Here is a 23508-nt window from a genome sequence, read left to right on the forward strand (position 1 = left end):
ATACATTGACGCCAAGCGCTGATCTCAGGAGGTCAATGCATGGTCATCCCCCGTTCCTTCTCCCGAACGATCGCCGTCCTCGCCGCCGCCGGCCTCGCGGTGACGCTGAGCACCGCACCGAGCCAGGCGGACACGCCAGCCGAGGGCACCATCACCGACTACGGTCCGGCCAGCGTCACCAATGCCCTCGGCAACGCCGAGTTCGTTGGCGACACGCTCTACGCGGTGACGCGGGGCCTGGCGCCGAACACCGTCGGCGCGTACGACACCGTCAGCGACACCGTGACCGCCCACCACGACATCCCGACCGGGATCGGCGCGTGGGCAATGACCAAGGTCGGCACCGACCTGTACGTCGGCACCCACGTCCCGTCCGACCTCTACCGCGTCGACACCGTCAGCGGCGCGGTCACCAAGGTCGCGTCGTTCGCCGACGACTTCATCTGGAACGTGGCCGCGTCCCCGGACGGCAAGATCTACCTGGGCTTCTCCCCCACCGGGCGGGTCGCCGAGTACGACCCGGCCAGCGGTGCCACCCGCGACTTCGGCGTCGCCAGCCCCGGCGAGCAATACGTGCGCAGCATCGCCGCCGACGCCACCACCGTCTACGCCGGCGTCGGCGCCCATGCCCGCCTGGTCGCCATCGACCGCGCCACCGGCGCCAAGCGGGAGATCCTGCCCGCCGAGCTGAGCAGCCGCGACTTCGTCGCCAGCATGTCGATGAGTGACACCCACCTCGCCATGGGCATCTCGTCCGTCGGCGAACTGCTCGTGCTCAACAAGGGCAACCCGGCGGACTACCGGATCATCAAGGCCACCGCCCCAGGCGAGAAGTACATCGTGTCGACCGAGTTCCTCGGCGACTACGTCTACTTCACCGGCCGGCCGTCCGGCGCGCTCTACCGCTACCACCTCGCCACCGGCCAGGTCGAGACAGTGGGTGTCCCCTACCCCGAAGCGGGCACGCCTCGACTGCTGACCCACGCCGGCAAGCTCTACGGCATCCAGGACGGCGCGGTCTTCGTCTACGACCCCGCCACCGGCTCGCTCGACCACCGAAACCTCGTACAGCGCGGCTTCCGGGCCTCGGCCGAGCAGCCGATGGTGATGCTCTCCGACGGCCGGCGGGTCTACGTCTCCGGCAAGGGCGGCGTACAGATCCACGACCTGGCCGCCGATGAACAGACCCGGCTGGGCCTGCCGGGCCAACCGAAGGCGATGTCCGCCGTGAACGGCCAGATATATATGGGCGTCTACACGCAGGCGCTGCTCTACCGGCACACGCCGGGCGAGGCCGACGCCGACCTGCTGGCCCGCGTCGGCAACCGGCAGGACCGGCCGCGGGACATGGTGTACGACGAGCGCAGCGGCCTGATCGTCATGCCGACCCAGCCGGAGCCCGGGCAGACCGACGGCGCCCTGGCGCTCTACGACGTGGCCGCCGGCACGCTCGACGTACGCCGGCCGGTAGTCGAACGGCAGAGCGTCTACTCGGTGACCACCCACCGCGGTACGGCGTACCTGGGCACCAACATCCAGGAGGGGTTCGGCCTGCCGCCGGTCACCACCACCGCCCGGCTCGCGGCCTTCGACCTGGATGACCGTGCCGTCACCTGGCAGATCGAGCCGGTCCCCGGCGCGGCCTTCATCGCCGACCTCGGGCATACCGCGTCGCGGATCTACGGGGTGACCGACACGGGGGTCTTCTTCGAGGTCGACCCGGTCCGGCGCACGGTGACCCGCACGGTGAGCGTCGGCTCCGCCGGCGGTGACCTCGTGGTCCGGGGCCGGGTCGCCTACGGCACCGACGGCAACCGGGTCTACAAGGTGGACCTGGTGAAGTTCACCGTGACCACCGTCGCGGACGGACTGGCCGGCGAATGGTTCGACGGCGCGAAGCTCGCCGCCGACCCGTGCGGGTGCGCGCTCTACACGCTACGCGGCCGCAACCTCATCAAGATCGACATTTCTAGCCGGAGGTGACAGTCATGCGTCGTTTCCTTCTCGCCGCCACCTCGTCCGTGGCGCTACTCCTGCCGGTGGGCGCCGTCGCAGTGCCCGCCGCGGCGGCCGAACCGGCACCGCCCGTCGGCACCGTCACCGACTTCGGGGTCCAGTCCACCGCGCTGACCGTCTTCGAGGGCCACCTCGGCACCGACGCAGCCGGACAGCCGGCGTGGTACGGGGTACAGATGGGCACGCCCGGCGTGGTGGCCATGGTGGACCCGGTCAACCGGACGCACCGCGCCACGTTCGAACTACCCGACTCGTCCGGCGGGTGGGGCATCACCCAATCCGACGACGGCACGGTCTACGCCGGCAGCTACCCCAACGCCCACGTCTACCGGATCGACCCGGCCACCAGCGCGGTGACCGACCTCGGCGCCCCGGTTGCCGGCCAGACCGTCCTGTACGGCTTCCGTCCCGGCCGGGACGGCAGGATCTACGGTGGCACCTACCCGGGCTCGCACGTCTTCTCGTACTCGCCGACCGAGGGATTCCGCGACTACGGCTCGATGTATCCGGGCCAGCACTACGCCATCGACGTGGCGGTCGATCCCGATCGCGAGGTGCTCTGGGCCGCCGTCGGCACCGGCGGGCACCTGATCCGGCTCGACCTGCGCACCGGGGAGAAGCGCGACATCTGGCCCGCCGAGCTGCAAGGGGATGTCAACCACCCGTACGACATCAACCTGGTCGGCGGCCGGTTGTTCGTCAAGCGCAGCAAGCTGCAGGCGCTCGTGCTCGACCCGGACACCGGCGCGGTGCTGGCGGACAACTTCACGATCAGCTCGCGGGGCACCTCCGGGCTCGCCCCGGACGGCCGCACCGTGTACTTCACCTCGGGCACCTCCCTGTGGCACTACGACGTGGCCACCGACACCCTCGGACCGGTACGCGACGCCGGCGGGGCCGAGGTGCGCAGCGGCGGGCCCGGCGTCGGGTTCGGCTTCTTGGACGGCCGGCTGCACGCTCTGATCGGCAACTACTTCGGCGACGCGCTCTGGTACGACCCGACGACCGGTGCCAACGAGCGGTTCAAGCTGCCGTTCCCCCACCAGCCGATCGACATCAACAACATCACCACCGCACCGGACGGGCGCGTCTACACCAACCTCTATATCAACGGGAACCTGAGCGTGCTCGACCCGGCGACCGGCACGGCGACCAACCTCGGCCGGATCGGCCAAGCCGACGGCTTCGGCTGGCACGACGGCATCATGTACCAGGGCGTCTACCCGAACGCCTCGGTGCACGCCTACGACCCGAACAAACCGTTCCGCGCCGGGACCAACCCGCGGGAGCTGTTCCGGCTCCAGGCGGACCACGGGCAGAACCGCCCGGTTGCCTTCGCCGACGCCGGCACGGCGATGTACATCGGCAGCACCCCGGACTACGGGATGTTCGGCGGGGCGCTGACCCGCTACGACTACACCACGGGGCAGCACACGGTCCAGCGCGACATCGTTCCCGACCAGGGGGTGATCTCGCTGGCCGTGGTCGGTGACACGCTGTGGGGCGGCAGCAGCATCAACGGCGGTGGCGGCACGACACCCAGGGCGACCGAGGCCCGCCTCTTCACGGTGGACGTGGACACCGGTGCGGTGACCGACCGCGGTGTACCCGTGCCCGGAGCCAGTTCGGTTACCTCGCTGGCCGCCGGCCCGGACGGCCGGCTGTGGGGCTTGGCCGACAACACCCTGTTCGTGGTCGATCCGATCAGCGGCGCGGTGGTCCGGCGGGTGACCCTTCCCGGACGGTACGGAGGTGTGCAGGACGAACTGTTCGTCAACCCCGACGAGCACGTCTACGTCTCGCTCGACGGGTACCTGCTGCGCGTGGACCCGCTCTCGTACGCGGTGACCGTCCTGCGCGACGCCGGCACCTACCGTCTCACCCAGGACCGGCAGGGCAACCTCTGGTTCCGCAGCGGGGCGAAGGGCAACAACAACGCCGTCCAGTACGGCGCCCGCCTGCTGCGCTACGCCCCGCCGGCCGACGCCTGCCCCGGCTCCGACCTACGGGTGACGGTCATCGTGGACGGCGTCGACAGCGAGGTGGCCAATCGTTACCGGCCGGACGGCTGCACCGTCAACGATCTGATCCGCGAGCAGGACCACGCCACACACGAGGCGCTGATGGAGCACGTCACCGCAGTGACCCGAGCGCTGGTGGACGCCGGCATCCTCACCCACACCGATCGAGCCGCCATCATCTCGGCGGCCGCCCGATCCGACGGCTGACACGACGGTGGGGCCGGCCGGCGGCCGGCCCCACCGCCACAACTCGAACAAGTCCCGCAGCGATTCGACAGGCTGCGCCGGCCAGGTGGCGACCAGCGAGGGTGAATACTTCGACTCGCTGCGAGGTCACGCCAGCTCGTTCGCCCACATCACCGCAGGTCATGGCGCCCTCCTTGTTTCGACCCCGGTGACCACTTCGGACGCGATGACCACTTCGTCAGCCTGCACACAATCTGCATCCACCTGCCAAGGCACGGACACTCGCGAGGTCGTTACCGCCGTGACCTGCGGATACTCCCCTACCAGGCGACAGAGAGTGCCCTTGACTGCTGTTCGCCGCCGTGCAGTTGCACGTGCGTGAAGCAGGACGCTGCACCGACTCTGACCTGCGGAAACCTGAAGCCGCAGGCAGGGGTGCGTGCAGTTGATCCGATGCCGTTGGTCCTAAGCGACCGAGAGGCGGTGGTAGCGGGTCGCTCCCCCGCTCGCGGATCATGGTCTTGACGTGGAAGACGGTGCCGACCAGGTAGAGCGCCAGGGTCACGAACGCGGGCACGACACGGGCGAGGGGCACTCCGGCGATGGTGGCCACGATGAAGAGCAGCAGGCAGCTCCGTGCGACGGAGGCGAGGTCGTTGAGCGAGCCCGCTCCCGCCGACGCCAGGCATAGCCGGCGTTGACCGCGAGCAGCGCGGCGTAGACCGGGGCGTACCAGAGCACCGGGGGCTGGCGAGGACCACGTTGGGGGTGCGAAAGAGGCCCGCCGGCAGCGTGGTGAGCCGCCCCTACGTCAGCGGTTGTTGTACGCCTCGACCACCGAGGTCGGGATGCGGCCCCGTTCGGAGACCTGGTAGCCGTTCTCGGCGGCCCATTCGCGGATCGCGCGAGTGTGAGCACGACTGCTGCTGCCGGAGGTGACGGGATGCATCGACCGCCGCGCCACCCGACCCGAGTCGATGCCGCCCCGCCCCATCCGCCGGCCCGCGGTGATGTACACGTCGAGGGTCTTACGCAGGGCGCCGGCGTTGTGGTCGGACAGGTCGATGGCGTAGGCGACACCGTCCAGGCTGAATTCAACGGTCCGGTCCGCCGCTCCGCCGTCGAGGTCGTCGGTCAGAACCGTGATCACTTTCCGAGCCATGGCGGTCACTCCCGGCGAATTGTTGGTCTGAGCTTCAGGGCCAAAGCAAAGTTAGTTGATCATGATTGGGTTGCGTTGAGCAGCGCTGGGATGAGCAGCTTGTTGGCGTGGTGACGTTCCATGATGTGTTTGATTCGGGTGTGGCCGGCGAGGCGTATCAGGGCGAGGGCGAGGTTGCGCAGCGCGGCCATGGTGTGGGCGACGGCGCCGAGGTAGGCGTGGTGGGTGTCCTCGCCGAATAGGACGTCGCGGATCCAGTGGATCTTGTTTTCGATCCACCAGTGCGTGCGCACGTGCGCCGCGATCTCGGCGGCCGGGCGGGCCAGGCTGGTGATGCCGTGGATGACTTGTTTGCTGACGCGTTGTCCATCCGGGGCATAGACGTCGCGGCGTAGCCGGAAGACCTGCGCGGCGCCGGGGAAGTCGATGCCGGTGGCGGACGCCGTCCAGATCGTGCGGGTGATCTGGTAGCCGCTGCGGCGTTCGGTGCTGATGTGGGTGCTGGTCGCGGTGATGGCGGCGGGGAGCCGGATCGCGATCGCGGCCTGTAGGGCGGGTTTGTTGGCTTTGACGGTGAACACGTAGCCGGCCTGGCGACCGACCAGGTAGCCGGCGGTGTCGTGGCGTGGATGCGCCGCATCCGCGGTGATCACCATGCCGGTGATGTCGATCGGGTCGAGCAGGGCCTTGATCTGGGTGACCTCGGTGGTGTCGGCCGGCACCCGGACCTGGGCGACGACCACCGGGGTGTCGTGGCGCATCGCGGCGAACAACTGCACGTCCACCCCATCGCCGCCGCCGGAGTGCCGGACGGTCTTGCCGTCCAGCGACAGCCCGACCCCGGCCGATCCGCCGAGCTGGGCGGCCAGCCAGGCGCAGACCAGCCGGTCCACCACGGCCGCGTCGACCATCTCGACCAGTCGGCGCAGCGTGTCACGCCCGGGCGGGATCCGGATCCCCAGCACCGGATGCCGGCGGGCACCCGCCGCGGCCAGCAACACCTGCGGCAACTCGGCCACCCGGTCCGCGGCCTGCCGGAAGTTCCGCGCTCCGCACAGCAACGCCAAGGTCAACACCGTCAACACCGCCGGCAGCGCATGCCGCACACCCCGCGCCTTCCGCGGATCGGCTACCTGGGCGAACACCACGGCCAGCGCGGTGATCTGCCCGGTGTCCACCTGCCCCTGCTCGTCCGTGACGACACCTGCGACAGCATGGGAGACTGACACGAGCGGCCTTTCTTGCAGACGACGGTTCGCGTAGAGAACCGCCATCGTCTACTAAGAACTCCTAACAGAATGATCTAGGCGGACGCATAGAGCTGTCCTTCATGGACGATCAACTACCATGATCGGCCGTGAGGCGAGGTGAGCAGCCGCCGTGGATCGTTTCGGACGACCTGTGGGCCGAGATCGAGCCGTTGCTACCGCCCCGTCCGCCTCGCCGGCGGCGCTATCCCGGTCGCAAGCCGCTTGATGACCGGAAGGTGTTGTGCGGGATCTTGTTCGTGCTCTACACCGGGATCCCCTGGGAGTTCCTGCCCCAGGAGCTTGGGTTCGGATCAGGCATGACCTGCTGGCGCCGGCTACGGGACTGGAACGACACCGGCGTGTGGCAACGACTGCACGAAGTCCTCCTGGGCAAGCTACGGGCCGCCGGTCAACTGGACATGTCCCGGGCGGTGATCGACGGCTCCCACATCCGGGCGCTCAAAGGCGGCCCAAAACCGGCCCGAGCCCGGTCGACCGCCGCCGTCCGGGCTCGAAACACCACGTCATCACCGACGCGGGCGGCATCCCCCTCGCCGCGACCCTGACCGGCGGCAACCGTCACGACGTCACCCAACTGCTGCCACTGGTCGACAAGGTCCCCCGGATCAAGGGCATCCGCGGTCGCCCGCGGCAGCGACCCGGTCGGATCTACGCCGACCGGGGTTACGACTACGACATCTACCGCCGCCAGCTCCGCGACAGGGGCATCACCCCGGTCATCGCCCGACGCGGCACCGGACACGGCTCCGGCCTCGGCACCCGACGGTGGGTAGTCGAACAGACCATCGCCCTGCTGCACTGAGGTGATCTCAACAAGATTCGGGTAGGTAGCGGTATTCGAAGTGGGTGAGATGCAGTGCGGCGCGGACGGTATCGCCGGTTCTTCGTGGGCTGGCGGTGCTGTGCCGGAGGCTGCGCCAGCGGCCGGTGAGGATGGCGAAGCCGCGTTCTCCGCGGCACCGCATGGATCGAAGGACAGCGTTGTAGGTGCGGTTGTCGACGGCGAGGCGGCGGCCGTCGGCGGGTTGCTTGTACGGGGTGTGGATGCCCTGGCCGGCGCCCTCGTAGCCGGAGTCGGCCAATGCCGGCAGGTGCAGTTCGGAGGCCGCCCAATACAGGGCGCCGGTGACATCCAGTTGTTGGGCGCAGGTGAGGTCGTGCAGGTGTCCGGGCATCGCCTCGGAGGTCCAGATCGGTAGTCCGTCCGGGCGCATCACGGCCTGAATGTTCGCGCCGAAGTCGCGGTGTTTCCCGGAGTACCAGGCATCGATCGTTTCGCCCTTCACGCTCATGGTCGTCTCGGCCACTCGGTCGGTGTCGAACAGCTTGCCGTCGAGGATCACGTGCGACCAGCCCTCGCCGGCGACCCGCGCGAGGGCCTCATGCAGGGTGGGGGCCTGCGCCGCTAGGACCCGCACGGCCTCGGCGACATACCGGTAGGCGGTTGCCCTCGACACGCCGAACCCCGCCCCGAGAGTGGTCTTGTCCTCACCCTTGCGGAACCACACCAACACCAGAAGCGCCTGGTAGAAGCAGGTCAACGCCCGCGTTCCCGATCGGGTGCCCACCGCACGGCGCTCGGCGCGTAACAGCCGCGCCACGTGCTGAACGAGTTCCCTGGGCACGTCGAGCATGGCACGATAGGCGATCACGTGGGGTCCTCACTTGCTGGGCTGATCTTGTGGTGAGAACTGCCTACCGAGGGCCCCACGCCCTCCTCAAGCATCGTCCGATAAGGACGCATTCGCGCATGTCGCGCACGTCAAACGGCGATCCTTGTTGAGATCACCTCACTGGTTCCGCCGGCTACGCATCCGCTGGGAGATCCGCGACGACATCCACGAAGCCTTCCTCACCCTCGCCTGCGCCATCATCTGCTGGCGACGACTCCAACGCTCAAAGAGTTAGGAGTTCTAAGGAAGGCCGCGCTCGTTCACCGGGTCATCACAAGGCCCGACGCAAGATCGGCTAACTGTGCTTTGGCTCTGATCGAGTGCCCGAGCGACTCCTGTCGGAACTCAGGACGCCGACGGTTTGAGCGTCGGCGGCCTGTCGCGGCGAGAACAGTCAGGGCGAGGACGGCGCCGAGGGCCGCGCCGGCCGTGTTGTGGATGACATCGACCGGGTCGGCGGCGCGGCCGCCGGCGAAGGCCTGCCAGCCCTCGATCGCGAAGCTGAACAGCGTGCAGCCGAGCACCACCGCCACCGGCCGCCGCCACAGCAGTGTGGCGAGCAGCGCGAGCGGGAGCAGCAAGGCGATGTTGGCGAGGCGTTCGGCGTCGCCGGCGAAGCCGGTCAGCAGGTCGGTGCGGGTCCAGGCGGCGAGGTACACCTGGACCCGGGCGGCCGAGAAGTGCGGGTACGGCGTCGAGGCGGTCGCCGCGAGGACCGCCCCGGCGACCGCGACGAAGACCACGCCGAGCGGGCCGCGCCGTAGCCGCCGGCCGAGCGGCCAGGCGAGCAGGGCGGTCGCGGCGAGCAGGTAGAGGACGCCCGATCGGGGATCGGTCGCGACGTTCCACATGATCCTCGCGTCGAGCACGCGCTGGCTGTAGGACGTTCAGCCAAGCGTCTCGATCAGCCGGAACCACTGGGTGACGACGAGGGTGTCGTCGTCGAAGTTGGGCACGAAGCCGAGGTACTCGGCCACGAAGTCGCTGCGGAAGAAGTCCTCGTGGGCGGACCGCCAGTCGGCGGCGTCGCGGTAGCCGCGGCCTTCGGCGTGGGCGTACGCGTCGCCGACCGCCCCGATCCGCTCGGTGGCGACCCGGGTCAGCTCGATGACCGCGACCGGTTTCCCGTCCGAGTCGATGACGCTGTAGCGCTCGCCGGCCGCGGGCAGCGGCTCGCCCTCCTTCTCGTAGATGGCGAGCAGGCCGGTCATCGCCGTCTTGGTGCCGGCGAGGATCGCGCTGACGCCGGAGTCGCGCAGCGGGCCGGGCTCGGCGAGCTCGAGGATCTTCATGCCGCGCCGTTGAAGCGCAGCCAGTGACCCTCGGAGATGACCTCGACGACGCCGTCGACGACCTTGATGGCGGTCTGGTCGTCGGTCGCGTAGGCCGGGACGCCGATCTCGGCCGCCCACTTCTCCGCGGCGGCCGTGCTGTTCTCGGGGCAGTCGGGCACGTCGAGGTGCGGGAAGATCGAGAAGCCGACGACGCCGAGCGCGGTGTCGCCGCCGGTCGGGTTCCAGCCAACGAAGTCGTCGCCGATGCGCGGGGTCAGCACCATGCTGCCGGCGCTGAAGCCCACGTAGACCTTGTCGCCGAGCGTGGGCAGCAGGTCGAGCAGGCCGGACTCGCGCATCCAGTGGGCCAGGTAGAGCGCGTCGCCGCCGTTGACCAGCAGCACGTCCGCCTCGCGCACCCAATTGACCCACTTGTCCCGGTCGATGCTCGGCAGCGCGGTCAGCTCGAGCACGCCGACGGACTTCCAGCCCAGCTCGGTCATCGGGTTGCCGCCGCGGCCGCTGATGAAGCGCCACGGCCCGGCGGGCTTGGCCCACGGGTGGCCGTACGACGCGGTCGGGATGGCGAGCGCGACACATTCCTCGATCGGCTTGCCGAGCAGGTCGAGCAGGGCCGCGTGGATGCTCGGGTTCTTGACGCCGGAGTCGGTGAGCAGGAACTTCATCGTGCCCTCTCAGTAGCGGTAGTTGGTCTGGCCGAACGGGTCGCCCTTGTCGTGGCCGTACGCCCGGTCCGGCGTCACCTCGAACATGACCGGGCTGGCGCCGGGGACGTGCGCGGCGAGCCCGCCGTCGCGCACGTCGAGCTGCCAGCGGCCGTCCCAGCGTTCACGGTAGAGCTCGGCGAGCCGGTGCAGCAGGGCGTCGTCGGTGACGGGCGCCGCGGTTCCGGCGACGGCCACGTCGAGGCCGCCATCCCAGGCGGTGTCGCCGGCCAGCACCAGCACGTGTGGGTTGGCCTCGAGGTTGGCGTATTTCACCTCAGTGCTGCCGGTATGGAAGTAGACCTTGCCGTCGTGCACGACCGGCACCATCGGGGTCGCGTGCGGCCGACCGTCCGGCCGGACGGTGACGATCCAGGCGATCTGCGCCGCGGCCAGCCGTGTCTCGGCGGCGGCCCACGGGACGGCCTGGGACTTCTCATCGCTGTAGCGCCGGTCGAGCTGCTCGGTCGTCGGTCTCACCGCGCCCCCGAAACTGATTGCAGTTCGAAAGTGGTCGCGGTCACGCTAGCACGACCGGTTGCGAAGTACCATCAGCGCGTGGGAGAGCACAGGTCGGGATGCCCGATCAATCTGGCGGTCGAGGTGCTCGGCGATCGGTGGTCGCTGGTGGTGCTGCGCGACATGATGTTCGGCAACCGGCACTACTTCCGCGAGCTGCTGACCGGCTCCGAGGAGGGCATCGCCTCGAACATCCTCGCCGACCGGATGCGGCGCCTGGTCACCCACGGCCTGCTGTGGCGCACGGACGACGAGACCCACCGCCAGAAGATCCGCTACAGCCTCACCGAGCCGGGCGTGCAGCTCGTCCCGGTGATGGCCGCGCTGGGCTCGTGGGGCCGGCTGCACCTGCCGGCCAGCCACGAGCTCTCCGTGCGCGCCGAGCTGCTAGAGCAGGGCGGCCCCGAACTGTGGGACCGCTTCATGGACGAGCTGCGCGAACAGCACCTCGGCATCCCCCGCCCACCGGGCACCCCCTCGGTCTTCGCCGAGCTGCAGGCGGCGTACGAGGCCGCAGTCGCCGGCGGCACTCTCGAAAAGACATCATGAAGCCGCTGCTCACCGACTCCGGCATCCAGAACGCCAGCTCGGCGAGGACACCCACCACGCCTACCTCGGCGCCGTCGCCCACACCATGGCCGCGCTGCGCAACCTCGCCCTCGCCCTGATACGCCTCGCCGGCCACACCCGAATCAAACACATCATGGAACGTCACCACGCCAACAAGCTGCTCATCCCAGCGCTGCTCAACGCAACCCCACCATGATCAACTAACTTTGCTTTGGCTCTGGTCTGAGCTTGAGCCGGGCAAATGGTACGCCCGTCAGCTTCACCATCGACAGCCGGGCCATCGCACCGATCCGCCGAGTCGACGATCGATAGTCACATCTTCGGCGAAGATGTGACTGTCGATCGAACGAGAGCTTCCAGGTGCTGGAGACGACCAGCGGTCACCCGCCCGGCTATGAACGTTCTGCGGACCGGCATGGCACTGTTTACATGCAGGCGGGAGCAGACTGCGCGCGGTCAGGAGCTGCAGGTGTTGAGCATGCTCTGCAACGCCGACTTCTCCGACGACTGCAGCGTCAGGCCCCAGCTGTACTTCACGGTGATCCACATCTTGCTGTAGGTGCAGCGGTAGGCCGACCGGGGCGGCTGCCACGTTGAGGGGTCCTGGTCGCCCTTGGCCTGGTTGACGTTGTCGGTGACCGCGATCAGCTGCGGGCGGGTCAGGTCGTTGGCGAAGCTCTGCCGGCGGCTAGTCGTCCAGGAGTTGGCGCCGGAGCGCCACGCCTCGGCCAACGGTACGACGTGGTCGATGTCGACGTCGGAGGCGGCGTACCAGGTGGCCCCGTCGTATGGGCTGTACCAGCGACCGGAGGTGGCCACGCAGGAGCTGTCCACGACCACGGAAATGCCGTCGCGCTTGAGGACCTGCTCGCGGGTGTTGCAGCTGCCGCTGATGGTGATCCAGTGCGGGAACAGGTCCCGCGAGTAGCCGCTGGTCGAGCCCTGCGCAGCCACCCGCAGGGCGTTGAGCTGCGACTGGGCGTTGGCTTTCGAGGGGATGCCCGGGGGCGTGGCCGCAGCTGATGTGGCACCGACGCTGACGAGGCCGACACCAGCGACCATCGCCATCACGGTTGCCGCGACACGGGTGCGCCGTAGGCCCAGGTGCGGTGCGAAGAATCGAGCCAGTCTCATGGGAACCCCCTGAGCCACCCACACGGACGTTGACGGTCTCCGATGAGTATGGCTACGGTCCGGTGATTTCGTAACAGGCGGGCAACCACAAGACGAACGATCTCGGCGGCGCTCGTCATCGATGTTTGGCCCTCGCTAGAGAGATCGATCCCTGCGTATGGTGTGCTGGCCGATGACAACCACTCCGACCGCCCTTTCCGACCGGCCGCAGGGGCCGGAACGGCCCGCCGCGGAGGCTGTGGCCCGGGGAACCCCGCAGGGGATGAAACAGAAGGGGGACGGCTGATGCCGGCAGTCGAGGCGTGGTTCGTTGGCGGTCGGATCGACGGCCGCATCATGCCCGTGGAAACCGGCACCGACGGATCTCTGCCCCAAGCTGTCGACCTGCCGCAGACGCGAAACCCGCGCTCTGCGCCGAGGATTGCAGACCTGTCGCCTCACCCCGCAGACAGGTGTTTACGTCGGCGCCACCGAGCAGGCGGGCGCGGTCATCCACTACCGGTACGTCCGGTAGGGCACCGACGGCCAGCCTCCCACCTTCCGCTACGCCGGCCACGTGCCGTAGGGCATGACCCCTCACGAAGAGGCGCCCCGGCACGTGTCCGAGCGGGTCCCCGACCGCCGCCCCGCCGGAGACCTTGGCGCCCTCGCCCGGTGGCATTCGGCTGCGGCCGTAGGCATTCGTTGTCGCGGATCTTCACCCCGGAGTGGTCGTCCCTCCCCCCAAGATGATCTGCAGGGGGCGGACATGATCAGCGTTCACATCCCGCGCAGGCGGTGAGCCCGGCCCGCCGGACGGAGGCGGCCGCCGGACCGGTGCTGCGCCGGCCGGTCGCGCCGATGCTCGCCGCGCCCGTCGACGAGGTGCCCGAGGGCCCGGAACTGGTTCACGAGCCGAAGTGGGACGGGTGGCGTGCCATCGCCTTCCGAGACGCCGACGGGGTGTATCTCCAATCCCGGGCCGGCCGCAACCTGACCACCTACTTTCCTGATATCAGCCGGGCCATTCGCGCGGCCATAGCGCCCGGGGCGGTGCTCGACGGCGAGTTGATCGTGCTGCAGGGCGGCCGGACGAACTTCGCGCAGCTGCAGCGGCGCGTCACCGCCGGCCGCGACCTGCTGCGCCTGGCCCGCGAGTGCCCCGCCCACTACGTGCTGTTCGACCTACTCGCCGACCCCGATGGACAGGTGATCCTGGACCGCGAGCTGTCACAGCGGCGCGACCGGCTCGAACAACTGCTCGCCGGCGCGCCGGCGAGAAGAGCAGCGCAGCGTGCCCCAGGCATACGCCCGGGTTCGCTGCGGTGTTCTGCTCGCCGGCGCGCCGGCGCAGCTCACCCTCACCCCGCAGACCGCGGACATGCGGCAGGTCGCGGACTGGCTGACGCACTGGACCGTCGCCACCGGCATCGAAGGCGTGGTCAGCAAGCGGACGACCGGCCGGTACGAACCTGGCCGGCGTGGCTGGTGCAAGTACCGGACCCGGATCACCACGGAGGCGATCGTCGGTGGCGTGACCGGCAGCATCCGCGACCCGGACACCCTGCTGCTCGGCCGGTTCGACCGGCGAGGAACACTGCGATACACCGGCCGCACCCACCCGCTGAACCCGACACAGCGGGCCGAACTCGCGGCCATACTGTCCCCGGTGCGTGCGTTGCCGCGCCGCGGCGCAACGGTTCATCCCTGGCCGCAGCCGCTGCCGCCGTCCTGGTCCGGGCAACTGGACCAGCCCGAACCACTACCGTATACGCAGGTGGACCCCACCACCGTTGTCGAGATCGACGCTGACGTGGCCTTCGAACACCAACGGTGGCGACACCGGGTCCGGTACATCAGGACCCGCCCGGACATGTCGATCTACGACGTACCGCTGCTGCTCGGCGAGGAGGAGGGGTACTTCGGCGAGATGTGAGCCCAGGCCAGGCGCAGGCCGGGTCAGGCGCAGGCCGGGTCAGGCGCAGGCCGGGTCAGGCGCAGGTGAGGTTCCCCCGGTAGCTCGGAGGCTTTCGATGATGCTCTGATGGAGCTGAAGGGAGTCATCCGTGGCAGCACCGAAGAAGTACCCAGATGAGCTGCGTGAACGTGCGGTGCGTTTGTATCGGGAGTCGGACCCGAAGCCCGTGATCCGCCAGCTGGCCCGCCAGCTTGGGGTGCATAACGAGGCGTTGCGCAACTGGATCCGCCAGGACGAAGCCGACCGGGGCCGGCGCGACGACCGGTCCACGACCTCCGAGCTGGAGGAGTTGCGCCGGCTGCGGCGGGAGAACGCCGAACTGAAGCGGGCCAACGAGATCCTCAAGGCCGCGTCGGCTTTTTTCGCCTCGGAACTCGACCCGACCCGGCGACGGTCGTGACGCTCGTCGACGAGCTACGCGGCCGCTTCGGGGTCGAGCCCGTCCTGCGGGTCCTCAACATCGCCACCTCCACCTACGACGGCTGGCTCGCCCAGGCCGCCAACCCGTCTGCCCGTCGGCGCGAGGATGCGGAACTGGCGGTGGAGATCGCGGAGATCCACGACGTGTCGGGTGGCACCTATGGCAGCCCGAGGGTGCATGCGATGCTGCGCCGCCAGGGCCGCCGGGTGGGTCGCAAGCGGGTGGAGCGGTTGATGCGCGACGCCGGCCTGCAGGGCGCGTTCCTGCGCAAGAAGTGGCGCATCCCGTCCACGAGGTCGAACCCGAAGGCGACACCGGCGCCGGATCTGGTCAACCGGCAGTTCACGGCTGCGGCGCCGAACCGGTTGTGGGTCGCTGACGCCACCGGAATCCCTTGCGGTGAGGGCGTGTTCTGGCTGGCCGCGGTGCGGGATGTGTTCTCCAACCGCATCGTGGGCTGGCGGTGCTCCGACCGCTGCGACACCGACCTGATCCTCGGCGCCCTCGAGTACGGCATCTGGTCCCGCGACGTCCGCGACGGCCAACTGATCCACCACAGCGACCGCGGGTCGAACTACACGTCTTTCCGCTTCGCGCAACGCCTGGCCGACAACGGCATCCTGCCGTCCATGGGCTCTGTCGGCGACAGCTACGACAACGCGCTGATGGAGAACTTCTGGTCCACGCTGAAGATCGAACTGGTCTACCGCAACTCCTGGCGGACCCGCGACGAGGCCGAGAACGCGATCTTCACCTACATCGACGGCTGGTACAACACCCGCCGCATCCAGAAAGACCTCGGCTGGCGATCCCCAGACGAGTACGAACCGCCTGGCACACCCACCAGGCACAACACGACGAGACGGCTATCGTTCAGCCTGAGCCCACCGGTGCCAGGTAACCAACCCTCCGGCAGACCGGGGGAACCTCACAACCGCGGCTCGGAAGATATGGACGGTGGCGGGCGCACTGTTCTCGGCACGACCGGGCGTCCGCGCATGCCACGCCCGGTCGGAGGCGTGAGCGGATGCGCGGCGCGCCCGTGTCGCACGCAGGCGACGGATGATGCCGACCAGCCCCGGGACACAAAGCCCGTGAACGGGGTGCGGCCAGCAACTACCGCGCGGTGGTATCCACCAGCGTTGTCAGCGTGTGGAGCTCGGCTTGGGCTGCGTCGATCACCGTGACGGTAGGCCGGTGCATGTCGCCGGTGTGGCGCTGTGCGATGGCGGTAAGCGTGGGGATGGGCGTGGTGGCGCGGTGGATGCCGTCGACGGTCTCGAGGGGGCCGACGCCGTTGGCCAGCAGCCACAGGTAGTCGCCGAGGTTGCTGGCGATCACGTTCAGCTCGCCTTCGGAGCCGAGGAACACGATGGGCTGGGTCTGGATCGGGGCGTCAGGCGTGCGGATCCAGAAGGCGGCCAGACCGCCAGACCCGTCTTGTCCGAAGACTCGGAACGGTGCCTTGCTGGCGGTCGGGTTACCGGTCCAGGCTTGCCACCACTCGAGCGTTTCGACGGACCACATGAACTCGTCATACGGGTCGAAGTCGTGACCGTCATGGTCGGCAGAGAAGCTTTCAGCGTGGGCTGCAGCCAGCGCGGCCGGCAGAGCCCTGTCTGCCAGGGTGAGTTGAGGCCAACGGTTCATAGCAAGTCCGTCTGGCAGGGCGAGTTCAGGATCGAGATGCGTTGAGTACTGCTGTTGATATGACGGTGGCCCAGGATGGGGTCATGAGTCGCAAGAAGGGTCCGCGGTCGGACGGGCCGCGGGCGCGCCGGTCGTTCAGCCCGGGGCAGAAGCTGGACCTGTTGACCCGGTATGAGCAGGCTGTCGCGGCGGGTGAGGGCGGGGCGTTTCTGCGGCGGGAGGGCTTGTACTCGTCGTTGATGAGTGAGTGGCGCCGGGCCCGCGATGCCGGGCTGTTGCAGGGCAAGCCGGCTGGGGAGACGGTCGGGCGGCCCAGCGCCGAGCAGGCCGAGATCGCCCGGTTGCGGCGGGAGCTGGAGCGTACGCAGGCGAAGCTGGCGCGGACCGAGACGGCGCTGACGATCATGGGAAAAGCGCGCGAGCTCTTGGAGGAGATCTCCAGGAGCGAGCCGGACGATCCGGACGTGTTCGGGCTCGGCAGGCGCTGATGGACACCTACCACGCGTTGACCGGTGCGGGGACCACCACGCGGGACGCGAAGCGGCTGACCGGGATCGCCCGGTCCAGCGCCGATCGTGACCGACGTCGGCCGACACCGTCACGCCCGGCGCGGCGTCCGCCGGTGAACGCGCTCAGCCCGGCCGAACGGGAGCAGGTCCTGCAGCTGCTGGACAGTCCCGAGTTCGTCGACGCCGCGCCGGCGCAGATCTACGCGGCGTTGCTGGACCAGGGTGTGTACGTGGGCTCGATCGCCACGATGTACCGGATCCTGCGCGAGCACCGGCAGGTCCGCGAGCGGCGCAGGCTGGCCCGGCACCCGGCCCGCCGGCGTCCCGAGCTGGTCGCTGACGCCCCGAGGCAGGTCTACAGCTGGGACATCACGAAACTGCCCGGCCCTGCGAAGAGCGTCTACTACGACGCCTACGTGATGATCGACATCTACTCCCGGTACATCGTCGGGGTGCGGGTGCACGCCCGCGAGTCCGGGCCCTTGGCCGAGGCCATGATCCGCCAGGTGTTCGACACCCACGGCGTCCCGCACGTGGTCCACGCCGACCGGGGCACCTCGATGACCTCGAAATCCGTCGCTGACCTGCTCGAGGACCTGGCCGTTACCCGCTCACACTCCCGGCCGAAGGTGTCCAACGACAACCCGTACAGCGAGGCCTGGTTCAAGACGTTGAAGTACGCGCCGGTGTTCCCCGACCGGTTCGCGTCCCTCGCGGACGCCCGAACGTTCATGACCAACTTCGTGACCTGGTACAACCATGCCCACCGGCACTCCGGCATCGGTCTGCACACCCCCGCCGACATCCACCACGGCCGGCACCACACGGTCCGCGCCCACCGGGAGGACACCCTGGCCGCAGCCCGCGCCGCGCACCCGGAACGGTTCAGCACCACCCGGCTACTACCGAAGATCCTCGACCTGCCCGAACAGGTCTGGATCAACAAGCCCGACCAGGAAACGAAGCCCCTCCCACAAGCCGCTTAACTCCCGCTGGCCTCAATCCCTTGACACGTTCCGGAGTACGGTCCTCGTCCTGCACCAACAAAGTCTACGAGGGCCTTCATGCGGCGTCAGGTGGGACCGACCCTCGCGTAGCGACGCCGGAGCAGCGGCCAGCGCGGTAAGCGCGGTCAGCGGCAGATCCGCGCGCTCATAGCCGCTCAGTCGAAGCGCTCGGCGTTTCGTAGCGTTACTAAACGGACCTGACCGGGTTGCCGGTCAGCGCCACGGCTCTTCAAGTGTGCCGGTTCGCCGGTTGTGGTGGTCCAACAGCCTGGACAGCAGTTCGGTCAGACGCTGTCGCTCCTCGGGTGACAGCGGAGCCAGCAGTTCGTCCTGGGTTTCGGCCAGCTGCTTCTCTAGTCGCCGCAGCTGTCGCTTGCCTGCGGCGGTCAGCGTGATGATGTTGCGTCGCCGGTCGGAGGGGTCCGGGGTGCGTTCGACCAGTTTGCGATCGGCGAGCTCGTTGATCGCCGCCACCATGTCGCTGAGGTGGATGCCGCTACGGCGGCCCAGCGCGGCCTGGCTGGCCGGGCCGAACTCCTCTAGCGTCGCCAGGAGGCGGTAGTGGTAGCCGCGGGCGCCGACGGACGAGAACCCCTCGGCCACCAGGCGGTGCGCATGGCTGGCGGTCTGGGTGAGCAGCCAGCTGGGCAGGCTCTCCCAGGTGGCCGGCTTCTTCTCGGGTGGGTTCTCCATGTGACAAGTCTAACGAATCGTTCGGAGCACCAACGATTGTGATATCGTTCGGCCGCCAAACGTTGGCTGCCCGAACGTTTGGGCGCCGAATAATCCCCTCTGGAGTCAAGGCCATGATCAAGCCGTTCCGCATCGACATCCCTCAGGCTGACCTCGACGACCTGACCGACCGGCTCGCCCGCACCCGTTGGCCCAACGAGGTCGCCGACGCCGGCTGGGACTACGGCTTCCCGCTGGCGCGGCTCAAGGAACTGGCCGAATACTGGCGCACCGGCTACGACTGGCGCGAGCACGAGGCCAAGCTCAACGAGCTTCCGCACTTCACCACCGAGATCGACGGCCAGAACATCCACTTCGTCCACGTCCGGTCTTCGAAACCGGACGCGCTCGCGCTGATCCTCACCCACGGCTGGCCCGGTTCGTTCCTGGAGTTCCTCGACGTGATCGAACCGCTGTCGCGTGACTTCCACCTGGTGATTCCGTCCATCCCCGGCTTCGGGTTCTCCGGGCCGACCCACGAGCGCGGCTGGGACGCCGTCCGGGTCGCGCGGGCCTGGGCCGAGCTCATGCGCCGTCTCGGGTACGAGCGCTACGGCGCGCAGGGCGGCGACTTCGGCGCGGGCATCTCCACGGCGCTCGGCGCGGTCGCGCCCGAGCAGGTCGTCGGGGTGCACGTCAACTACCTGCCGACCCGGCCGGACCCCGACGTCGAGGTGTCCGAGGCGGATGAGGCCCGACTGGACAAGGTCAGGCAGCTGATGGCTAACCGTCCGCCGTACCAGGCTCTGACGGCGCTCACCCCGCAGACCATCGGCTACGCGCTGACCGACTCGCCGGTCGGCCAGCTGGTCTGGATCGCCGAGCGATTCGCGCAGTGGACCGACCCCGCCACGCCGGTCAGTGACGATCGGATGCTCACCGACATCTCGCTGTACTGGCTGACCGCGACCGCGGCCTCCTCGGGCCGGTTCCACCACGACGCCCCGCGCGGGAAGAGCCTGCCGCCGTGCCGGGTGCCGCTCGGCGTGGCGGTGTTCGCGCACGACATCACGCTGTCGGTGCGGCCGCTGGCCGAGCGGCTGTACGACATCAGGCACTGGTCGGAGTTCGAACGCGGCGGCCACTTCGCCGCGATGGAGGTACCGGACCTGCTCGCCGAGGACATCCGGGACTTCTTCCTCACTCACATCAAGTGACACGAACGTTAGCTAGTCCAACTACTTGAGGTGGCCGTCATGACCAGCACCGAAACCCTGATCCGCGCACTCGCCGACCGCGCCGAACTTGCCGACCTGGTCGCCCGCCACAGCTTGTGGATCGACGAGGGCCGCTACGGCGAAACCGACGCGCCAGCGGATCTTGCCGTAGCGGACCAGGTCGGTGTGGCTGGTCGCCTCGGGGAGGCTGGACAGCCAGTACTTGACCGGCTCGGCCTCGTCGTCGGGCCACTGGGCGATCAGCCACCGCTCGGGCAGCGTGCCGTCGGCGTCACGGGCGACGCGATGCCCGGCCGGACGTACCCGCAGGAAGACGAACTGAGAGCTCATCGTGCCTTTCGAGCCTTCCCGCCACGTGATCGTCTCGACGTTGGCGCGTCCGGTGGCGTGGACGTGTTCGGCCAGGCTGACGGCGGTCTTGGGGTAGCGCGGCTCGGTTCGGGTGGGTGGGCGACCACGTCCGGACCACACTCGTGGCACCGGTTGCACGTCTGGCTTGTGGGCGAGGGCATCGCCTTTGACCTGCATGATGTAGCCGATCCCGCGTTCATCCAGGGCGCTGCGGAACTGGCTGTTGTCTCCGTAGCCAGCGTCTGCGGCCAGTAGCGGTGGCCGCAGCCCGTGCTCGGCCAGTTCGTCGAGCATCTCCACGACCAGCGACCACTTCGGCCGATGCCGCTCCTGCTCGGGAATCCCGCAGCGAGCCCGGCGAGCGGCCACCTCGGGCCGGTCAGCCTCGTCAACGGCATGGTCGTCCCACGACGTCGGCACGAACAGCCGCCAATCGAGGGGGCACGATGCGGTGTCGGTGACGGCGTGGATGCTCACCCCGATCTGACAGTTCGCCACCTTCCCCAACGTGCCGGAGTACTGCCTGGCCACGCCCGGCGAACTCTTGCCGTCCTTCGGGAAACCGGTGTCATCGACCACCCACGCGCCCGGCTTGACCACCCCGACCGCCCGGCTGGCCAGCCGCATCCGCACCGCCGTGACGTCCCACGTCGAGGTCGTCACGAACTGCTGCAACCCCTGATGATCCACCCCCAGCCGATCCGCCATCGGCTGCATCGACTTACGCCGCCCATCCAACACCTGCGTTCCGCAGCTCGGCGTCGATATAGTCCGCGAATTTGGGGTTTGAGCTGGGCAAACGCCGGTAGGCCCGGTGACTGGGCGTGTCACTAGGCAGTTGTGTTGTTGCAGGTCAGGCGGTTGCGGGTGTGGCGTCGAAGATCCGAGGCGGTTCGGTGATCTTCAGCTTCGTGAGCAGGGCCTTCTGGGGTTGGGACAGCTCGGTGCGCTGGGCGAACGTGCCGGCGGGGCCGGTGAACACGCCCAGGTGCAGCCGGTCGATCTCGGTGCGGATCGCGGTCCAGGTGCGGCCGGTTTCGGTCTCGGCGACCCGGATCAGCAGCAGGGCCAGCCAGCAGAGCAGGATGTGGGCGCGGATGCGGTCCTCGCGGTGGTGGAACACCGGGCGCAGGTCGAGGGTGGTCTTCATGTCGCGCCAGCCGCGTTCGACTTCGAGCAGTTGCTTGTAGCCCAGGGCGATGTCCTCGGCGGACAGTGTTGGGTCGGAGCAGCGCAGCAGGTACTTGCCGTCCAGCCGCTGCTCCGCCTTGACCTTGGCCTGGTCGATGCGCAGCAGGCCCTTGGGCGTGACGCGCAGGAACCGGTTCAGGCCGGGCTTGGTCGAGATCACGCCGCGGAGCTCGGCGCGTTTGGTGGCCGACAGCCGGTCGGTGTCGTCGATCAGGTCGGTGAGCTGGGCGATCAGCCGGGTCCGGACGGCGGCGTCGCGGTCGGCGGCCTCGGGGTTGTAGCAGATGACGAACCGGTCGTCGGTGTCGATGTTGACTTCCTTGACCTGCAGGTTGTCCGCGACGGTGGCGTAGCGGCCCTGCCGTGCGAGGGCGGCGTCGGCTTCGCTGGTGCCGGCGCGCAGCTTCTCGCCGAGGATGTAGTGCCCGCCGCCCTGTTGCAGGAAGCGGCGGTTCTCAGCGGAGGCGAAGCCACGGTCGGCGACCCAGACGATGCGGGCCAGGCTCCACTCCCGCATGTCGGTCTTGACCTGCCGGATCAGGGCGGAGTCGCCGGTGTTGCCGGGCCAGCACCACACCCGCACCGGGATACCGGTGCGGGTGACGGCCATCCCGACCACGACCTGGGGCAGGTCGTCGCGGGAGTCCTTGCTCTTACCATGCGTGCGGAACCCGGCCTGCTTGACTGCGGCCGGGTCGCCTTCGGCCACGACCTTGCCCAAGGCGTCGCGCCACAGCGGTTCGTCGGCCTCGTCGAGTTCGAAGTAGGTGCTGGTGGTGTCGAAGAACAGCAGGTCGACCTCGAGGTTGAGCAGGTCGGCGATCTGGTCGTAGACACCGCGGGTCAACGCAGGTTCGACCTCGATCAGCTGGTCCATCGCCCGGTAGCAGGCGTCGTCGGTGACATGTGGCAGGCCGGGCAGGTGCACGTCCTGGCAGATCCACTCGGCGGCGGCCAGCTTGCTCGACGGCGCCAGGGCCCGGTTCGCGACCAGCGCGAACAGCACCCGCTCCACGTCGACCTCCCGCCGCGCCGAGCCGACCAGCGGCCGCAGGACGGTGTCGATACGCAGACGGCGCCACAACCCGTCGAGCAGCCACGCCCCGCCCAGCGGCCTCGACTGTTCGAACGACAACCCGGCCGGCGCGGCCGCGGCCAGGGCGTCGGCCGGGGCCAGCAGCCGCGACAACGCGTCCACCAGGCGGCGGATACCGGCCACGTCGAGCTGGTCCTCACGGCCGAACGAGTACAACACCCGGGTCTTGGACGCCTTCGCGGCCGGGTCCCACTCATTGTGGGCCAACTGCAGGTAGCGGATCGTCTGCCCGTCGCGGGTCTTGCGGGTCGACGCCTTCACGTACACGAGGAACGACCGTACACCGACTATGAGACCCGGCATAGATCAGCAGCTCATAACAGTTATACACAGGCAGGCGTGTCACTAGGCGATTTCGCGGTTTCCACCAGGCCGCAACGCCTTGACCTGCGCCTTCACGCCGCAACGCCGACTATATCGACGCTGAGCTGCGGAACGCAGGCAACAGCAGCCCCCGCAAATACGTCTCACCCTTGGCCCGCTGATCCGACCGGGCCATCGAGGTGAACACGTCCGCAGCAAACGTCTCAAGCCGTTGCCGCACAAGGGAAAGCTCGTCAGGGGTCACCGCAACATCGAACTACTCCCGACCCACTGACCGCCCCATGACACGCCGACCTAACAAAGCACTACTAGGTCCAGCACGTCAAGGCGTTCATGGAGGACTTCCGGCGCAAGTGCCTTTGCTGCACCGCCGGCCTGGATACCAACGGGCAGGTTGGAGCGGCGCTGCTGCTCCGTCGGCCGATGCTGCCAGCGCTATCCCAGCGCTCGCCACAATCAGTTCTTCCACGCGGTAGGTCGCAACGCTCTGCAACATGCGATGCGGGAAGAGTTGGTGTCGCGCAACGTCGGCAAGCTCGTC

The 23508-nt window shown here is 68.7% G+C and carries 19 protein-coding genes and 4 pseudogenes; 10 read left to right on the plus strand and 13 right to left on the minus strand.

What is annotated here, in order from left to right; genetic code table 11:
* The first annotated feature begins 39 nt into the window (after window positions 1-39).
* Window positions 40-1983, plus strand: coding sequence for a hypothetical protein (locus FHX32_RS29415; protein WP_208419478.1), 1944 nt, complete (start codon window positions 40-42; stop codon window positions 1981-1983).
* 5 nt (window positions 1984-1988) lie between these two features.
* Window positions 1989-4244, plus strand: coding sequence for an NHL repeat-containing protein (locus FHX32_RS29420; RefSeq protein WP_167190441.1), 2256 nt, complete (start codon window positions 1989-1991; stop codon window positions 4242-4244).
* Between the two features lie 475 nt (window positions 4245-4719).
* Here FHX32_RS29420 and FHX32_RS29425 read toward each other — a convergent pair.
* The 3 genes and pseudogenes from FHX32_RS29425 to FHX32_RS29435 all read right to left on the minus strand — a co-directional run.
* Window positions 4720-4973 (minus strand): annotated as a pseudogene (locus tag FHX32_RS29425) (YwiC-like family protein); the annotation flags it as partial.
* A 61-nt stretch (window positions 4974-5034) separates the two neighbouring features.
* Window positions 5035-5385: a histone-like nucleoid-structuring protein Lsr2 gene (locus tag FHX32_RS29430; RefSeq protein ID WP_167190444.1), complete on the minus strand. Its 351-nt coding sequence runs from the start codon at window positions 5383-5385 to the stop codon at window positions 5035-5037.
* Between the two features lie 59 nt (window positions 5386-5444).
* Window positions 5445-6563 carry an ISAs1 family transposase gene (locus FHX32_RS29435; RefSeq protein WP_167190447.1) on the minus strand — a complete coding sequence of 373 codons (1119 nt, stop codon included), beginning with the start codon at window positions 6561-6563 and terminating at the stop codon, window positions 5445-5447.
* Between the two features lie 206 nt (window positions 6564-6769).
* On the opposite strand from FHX32_RS29435, the pseudogene FHX32_RS29440 reads away from it, so the two are divergent.
* Window positions 6770-7455: pseudogene (locus FHX32_RS29440) on the plus strand (IS5 family transposase); the annotation flags it as partial.
* Between the two features lie 10 nt (window positions 7456-7465).
* On the opposite strand, the gene FHX32_RS29445 reads toward FHX32_RS29440, so the two are convergent.
* From FHX32_RS29445 to FHX32_RS29465, 5 genes are all read right to left on the minus strand, one after another.
* Window positions 7466-8308, minus strand: coding sequence for a transposase family protein (locus FHX32_RS29445; protein WP_167190354.1), 843 nt, complete (start codon window positions 8306-8308; stop codon window positions 7466-7468).
* Between the two features lie 281 nt (window positions 8309-8589).
* Window positions 8590-9198 (minus strand): VanZ family protein, encoded by a 609-nt coding sequence (locus FHX32_RS29450; protein WP_167190453.1) that lies wholly within the window; start codon window positions 9196-9198, stop codon window positions 8590-8592.
* 18 nt (window positions 9199-9216) lie between these two features.
* Window positions 9217-9621, minus strand: a complete 405-nt coding sequence (locus FHX32_RS29455; protein WP_167190456.1) for an ASCH domain-containing protein — start codon at window positions 9619-9621, stop codon at window positions 9217-9219.
* Window positions 9618-10289: a Type 1 glutamine amidotransferase-like domain-containing protein gene (locus FHX32_RS29460; RefSeq protein WP_167190459.1), complete on the minus strand. Its 672-nt coding sequence runs from the start codon at window positions 10287-10289 to the stop codon at window positions 9618-9620. The genes FHX32_RS29455 and FHX32_RS29460 overlap by 4 nt, the downstream gene beginning before the upstream one ends.
* A 9-nt stretch (window positions 10290-10298) precedes the next feature.
* Complete coding sequence (locus FHX32_RS29465) at window positions 10299-10808, minus strand: pyridoxamine 5'-phosphate oxidase family protein (RefSeq protein ID WP_167190462.1); 510 nt, start codon at window positions 10806-10808, stop codon at window positions 10299-10301.
* Window positions 10809-10886: 78 nt separating this feature from the next.
* On the opposite strand from FHX32_RS29465, the gene FHX32_RS29470 reads away from it, so the two are divergent.
* On the plus strand, window positions 10887-11396 hold the full coding sequence (locus tag FHX32_RS29470; protein WP_167190465.1) for a winged helix-turn-helix transcriptional regulator: 510 nt from the start codon (window positions 10887-10889) through the stop codon (window positions 11394-11396).
* Window positions 11397-11873: 477 nt separating this feature from the next.
* Here FHX32_RS29470 and FHX32_RS29475 read toward each other — a convergent pair whose 3' ends face one another.
* Window positions 11874-12485: an HNH endonuclease family protein gene (locus FHX32_RS29475; RefSeq protein ID WP_466031011.1), complete on the minus strand. Its 612-nt coding sequence runs from the start codon at window positions 12483-12485 to the stop codon at window positions 11874-11876.
* A gap of 906 nt (window positions 12486-13391) precedes the next feature.
* Between FHX32_RS29475 and FHX32_RS35485 the strand changes: the two are divergent.
* The 4 genes and pseudogenes from FHX32_RS35485 to FHX32_RS29490 all read left to right on the plus strand — a co-directional run.
* Window positions 13392-13751 (plus strand): annotated as a pseudogene (locus tag FHX32_RS35485) (ATP-dependent DNA ligase); the annotation flags it as partial.
* A 73-nt stretch (window positions 13752-13824) separates the two neighbouring features.
* Window positions 13825-14466: a hypothetical protein gene (locus FHX32_RS35490; protein ID WP_486481424.1), complete on the plus strand. Its 642-nt coding sequence runs from the start codon at window positions 13825-13827 to the stop codon at window positions 14464-14466.
* 130 nt (window positions 14467-14596) lie between these two features.
* Window positions 14597-14908: a transposase gene (locus FHX32_RS29485; protein ID WP_167190471.1), complete on the plus strand. Its 312-nt coding sequence runs from the start codon at window positions 14597-14599 to the stop codon at window positions 14906-14908.
* A complete protein-coding gene (locus FHX32_RS29490; RefSeq protein ID WP_167190474.1) occupies window positions 14905-16116 on the plus strand; it encodes an IS3 family transposase in 1212 nt (403 codons plus the stop codon). Before FHX32_RS29485 ends, FHX32_RS29490 begins: the two co-directional genes overlap by 4 nt.
* Here FHX32_RS29490 and FHX32_RS29495 read toward each other — a convergent pair.
* Window positions 16046-16579: an SMI1/KNR4 family protein gene (locus FHX32_RS29495; RefSeq protein ID WP_167190477.1), complete on the minus strand. Its 534-nt coding sequence runs from the start codon at window positions 16577-16579 to the stop codon at window positions 16046-16048. The two genes, FHX32_RS29490 and FHX32_RS29495, sit on opposite strands and share 71 nt — an antisense overlap.
* A gap of 83 nt (window positions 16580-16662) precedes the next feature.
* Here FHX32_RS29495 and FHX32_RS29500 point away from each other — a divergent pair.
* A protein-coding gene (locus tag FHX32_RS29500; protein ID WP_486481008.1) for an IS3 family transposase occupies window positions 16663-18074 on the plus strand; the annotation gives its coding sequence in 2 pieces (ribosomal slippage) (window positions 16663-17013 and window positions 17016-18074; 1410 coding nt in all).
* A 234-nt stretch (window positions 18075-18308) separates the two neighbouring features.
* Here FHX32_RS29500 and FHX32_RS29505 read toward each other — a convergent pair.
* On the minus strand, window positions 18309-18788 hold the full coding sequence (locus FHX32_RS29505) for a MarR family winged helix-turn-helix transcriptional regulator (protein ID WP_167190480.1): 480 nt from the start codon (window positions 18786-18788) through the stop codon (window positions 18309-18311).
* Between the two features lie 113 nt (window positions 18789-18901).
* Between FHX32_RS29505 and FHX32_RS29510 the strand changes: the two genes are divergently transcribed.
* Window positions 18902-19984 (plus strand): epoxide hydrolase family protein, encoded by a 1083-nt coding sequence (locus FHX32_RS29510; protein WP_167190483.1) that lies wholly within the window; start codon window positions 18902-18904, stop codon window positions 19982-19984.
* A 147-nt stretch (window positions 19985-20131) separates the two neighbouring features.
* Here FHX32_RS29510 and FHX32_RS29515 read toward each other — a convergent pair.
* Window positions 20132-21097 (minus strand): annotated as a pseudogene (locus tag FHX32_RS29515) (IS701 family transposase); the annotation flags it as partial.
* Between the two features lie 112 nt (window positions 21098-21209).
* On the minus strand, window positions 21210-22910 hold the full coding sequence (locus tag FHX32_RS29520; RefSeq protein ID WP_167185129.1) for an IS1634 family transposase: 1701 nt from the start codon (window positions 22908-22910) through the stop codon (window positions 21210-21212).
* Window positions 22911-23508: the final 598 nt, after the last annotated feature.

The organism is Micromonospora sp. CNZ280, assembly GCF_011759515.1.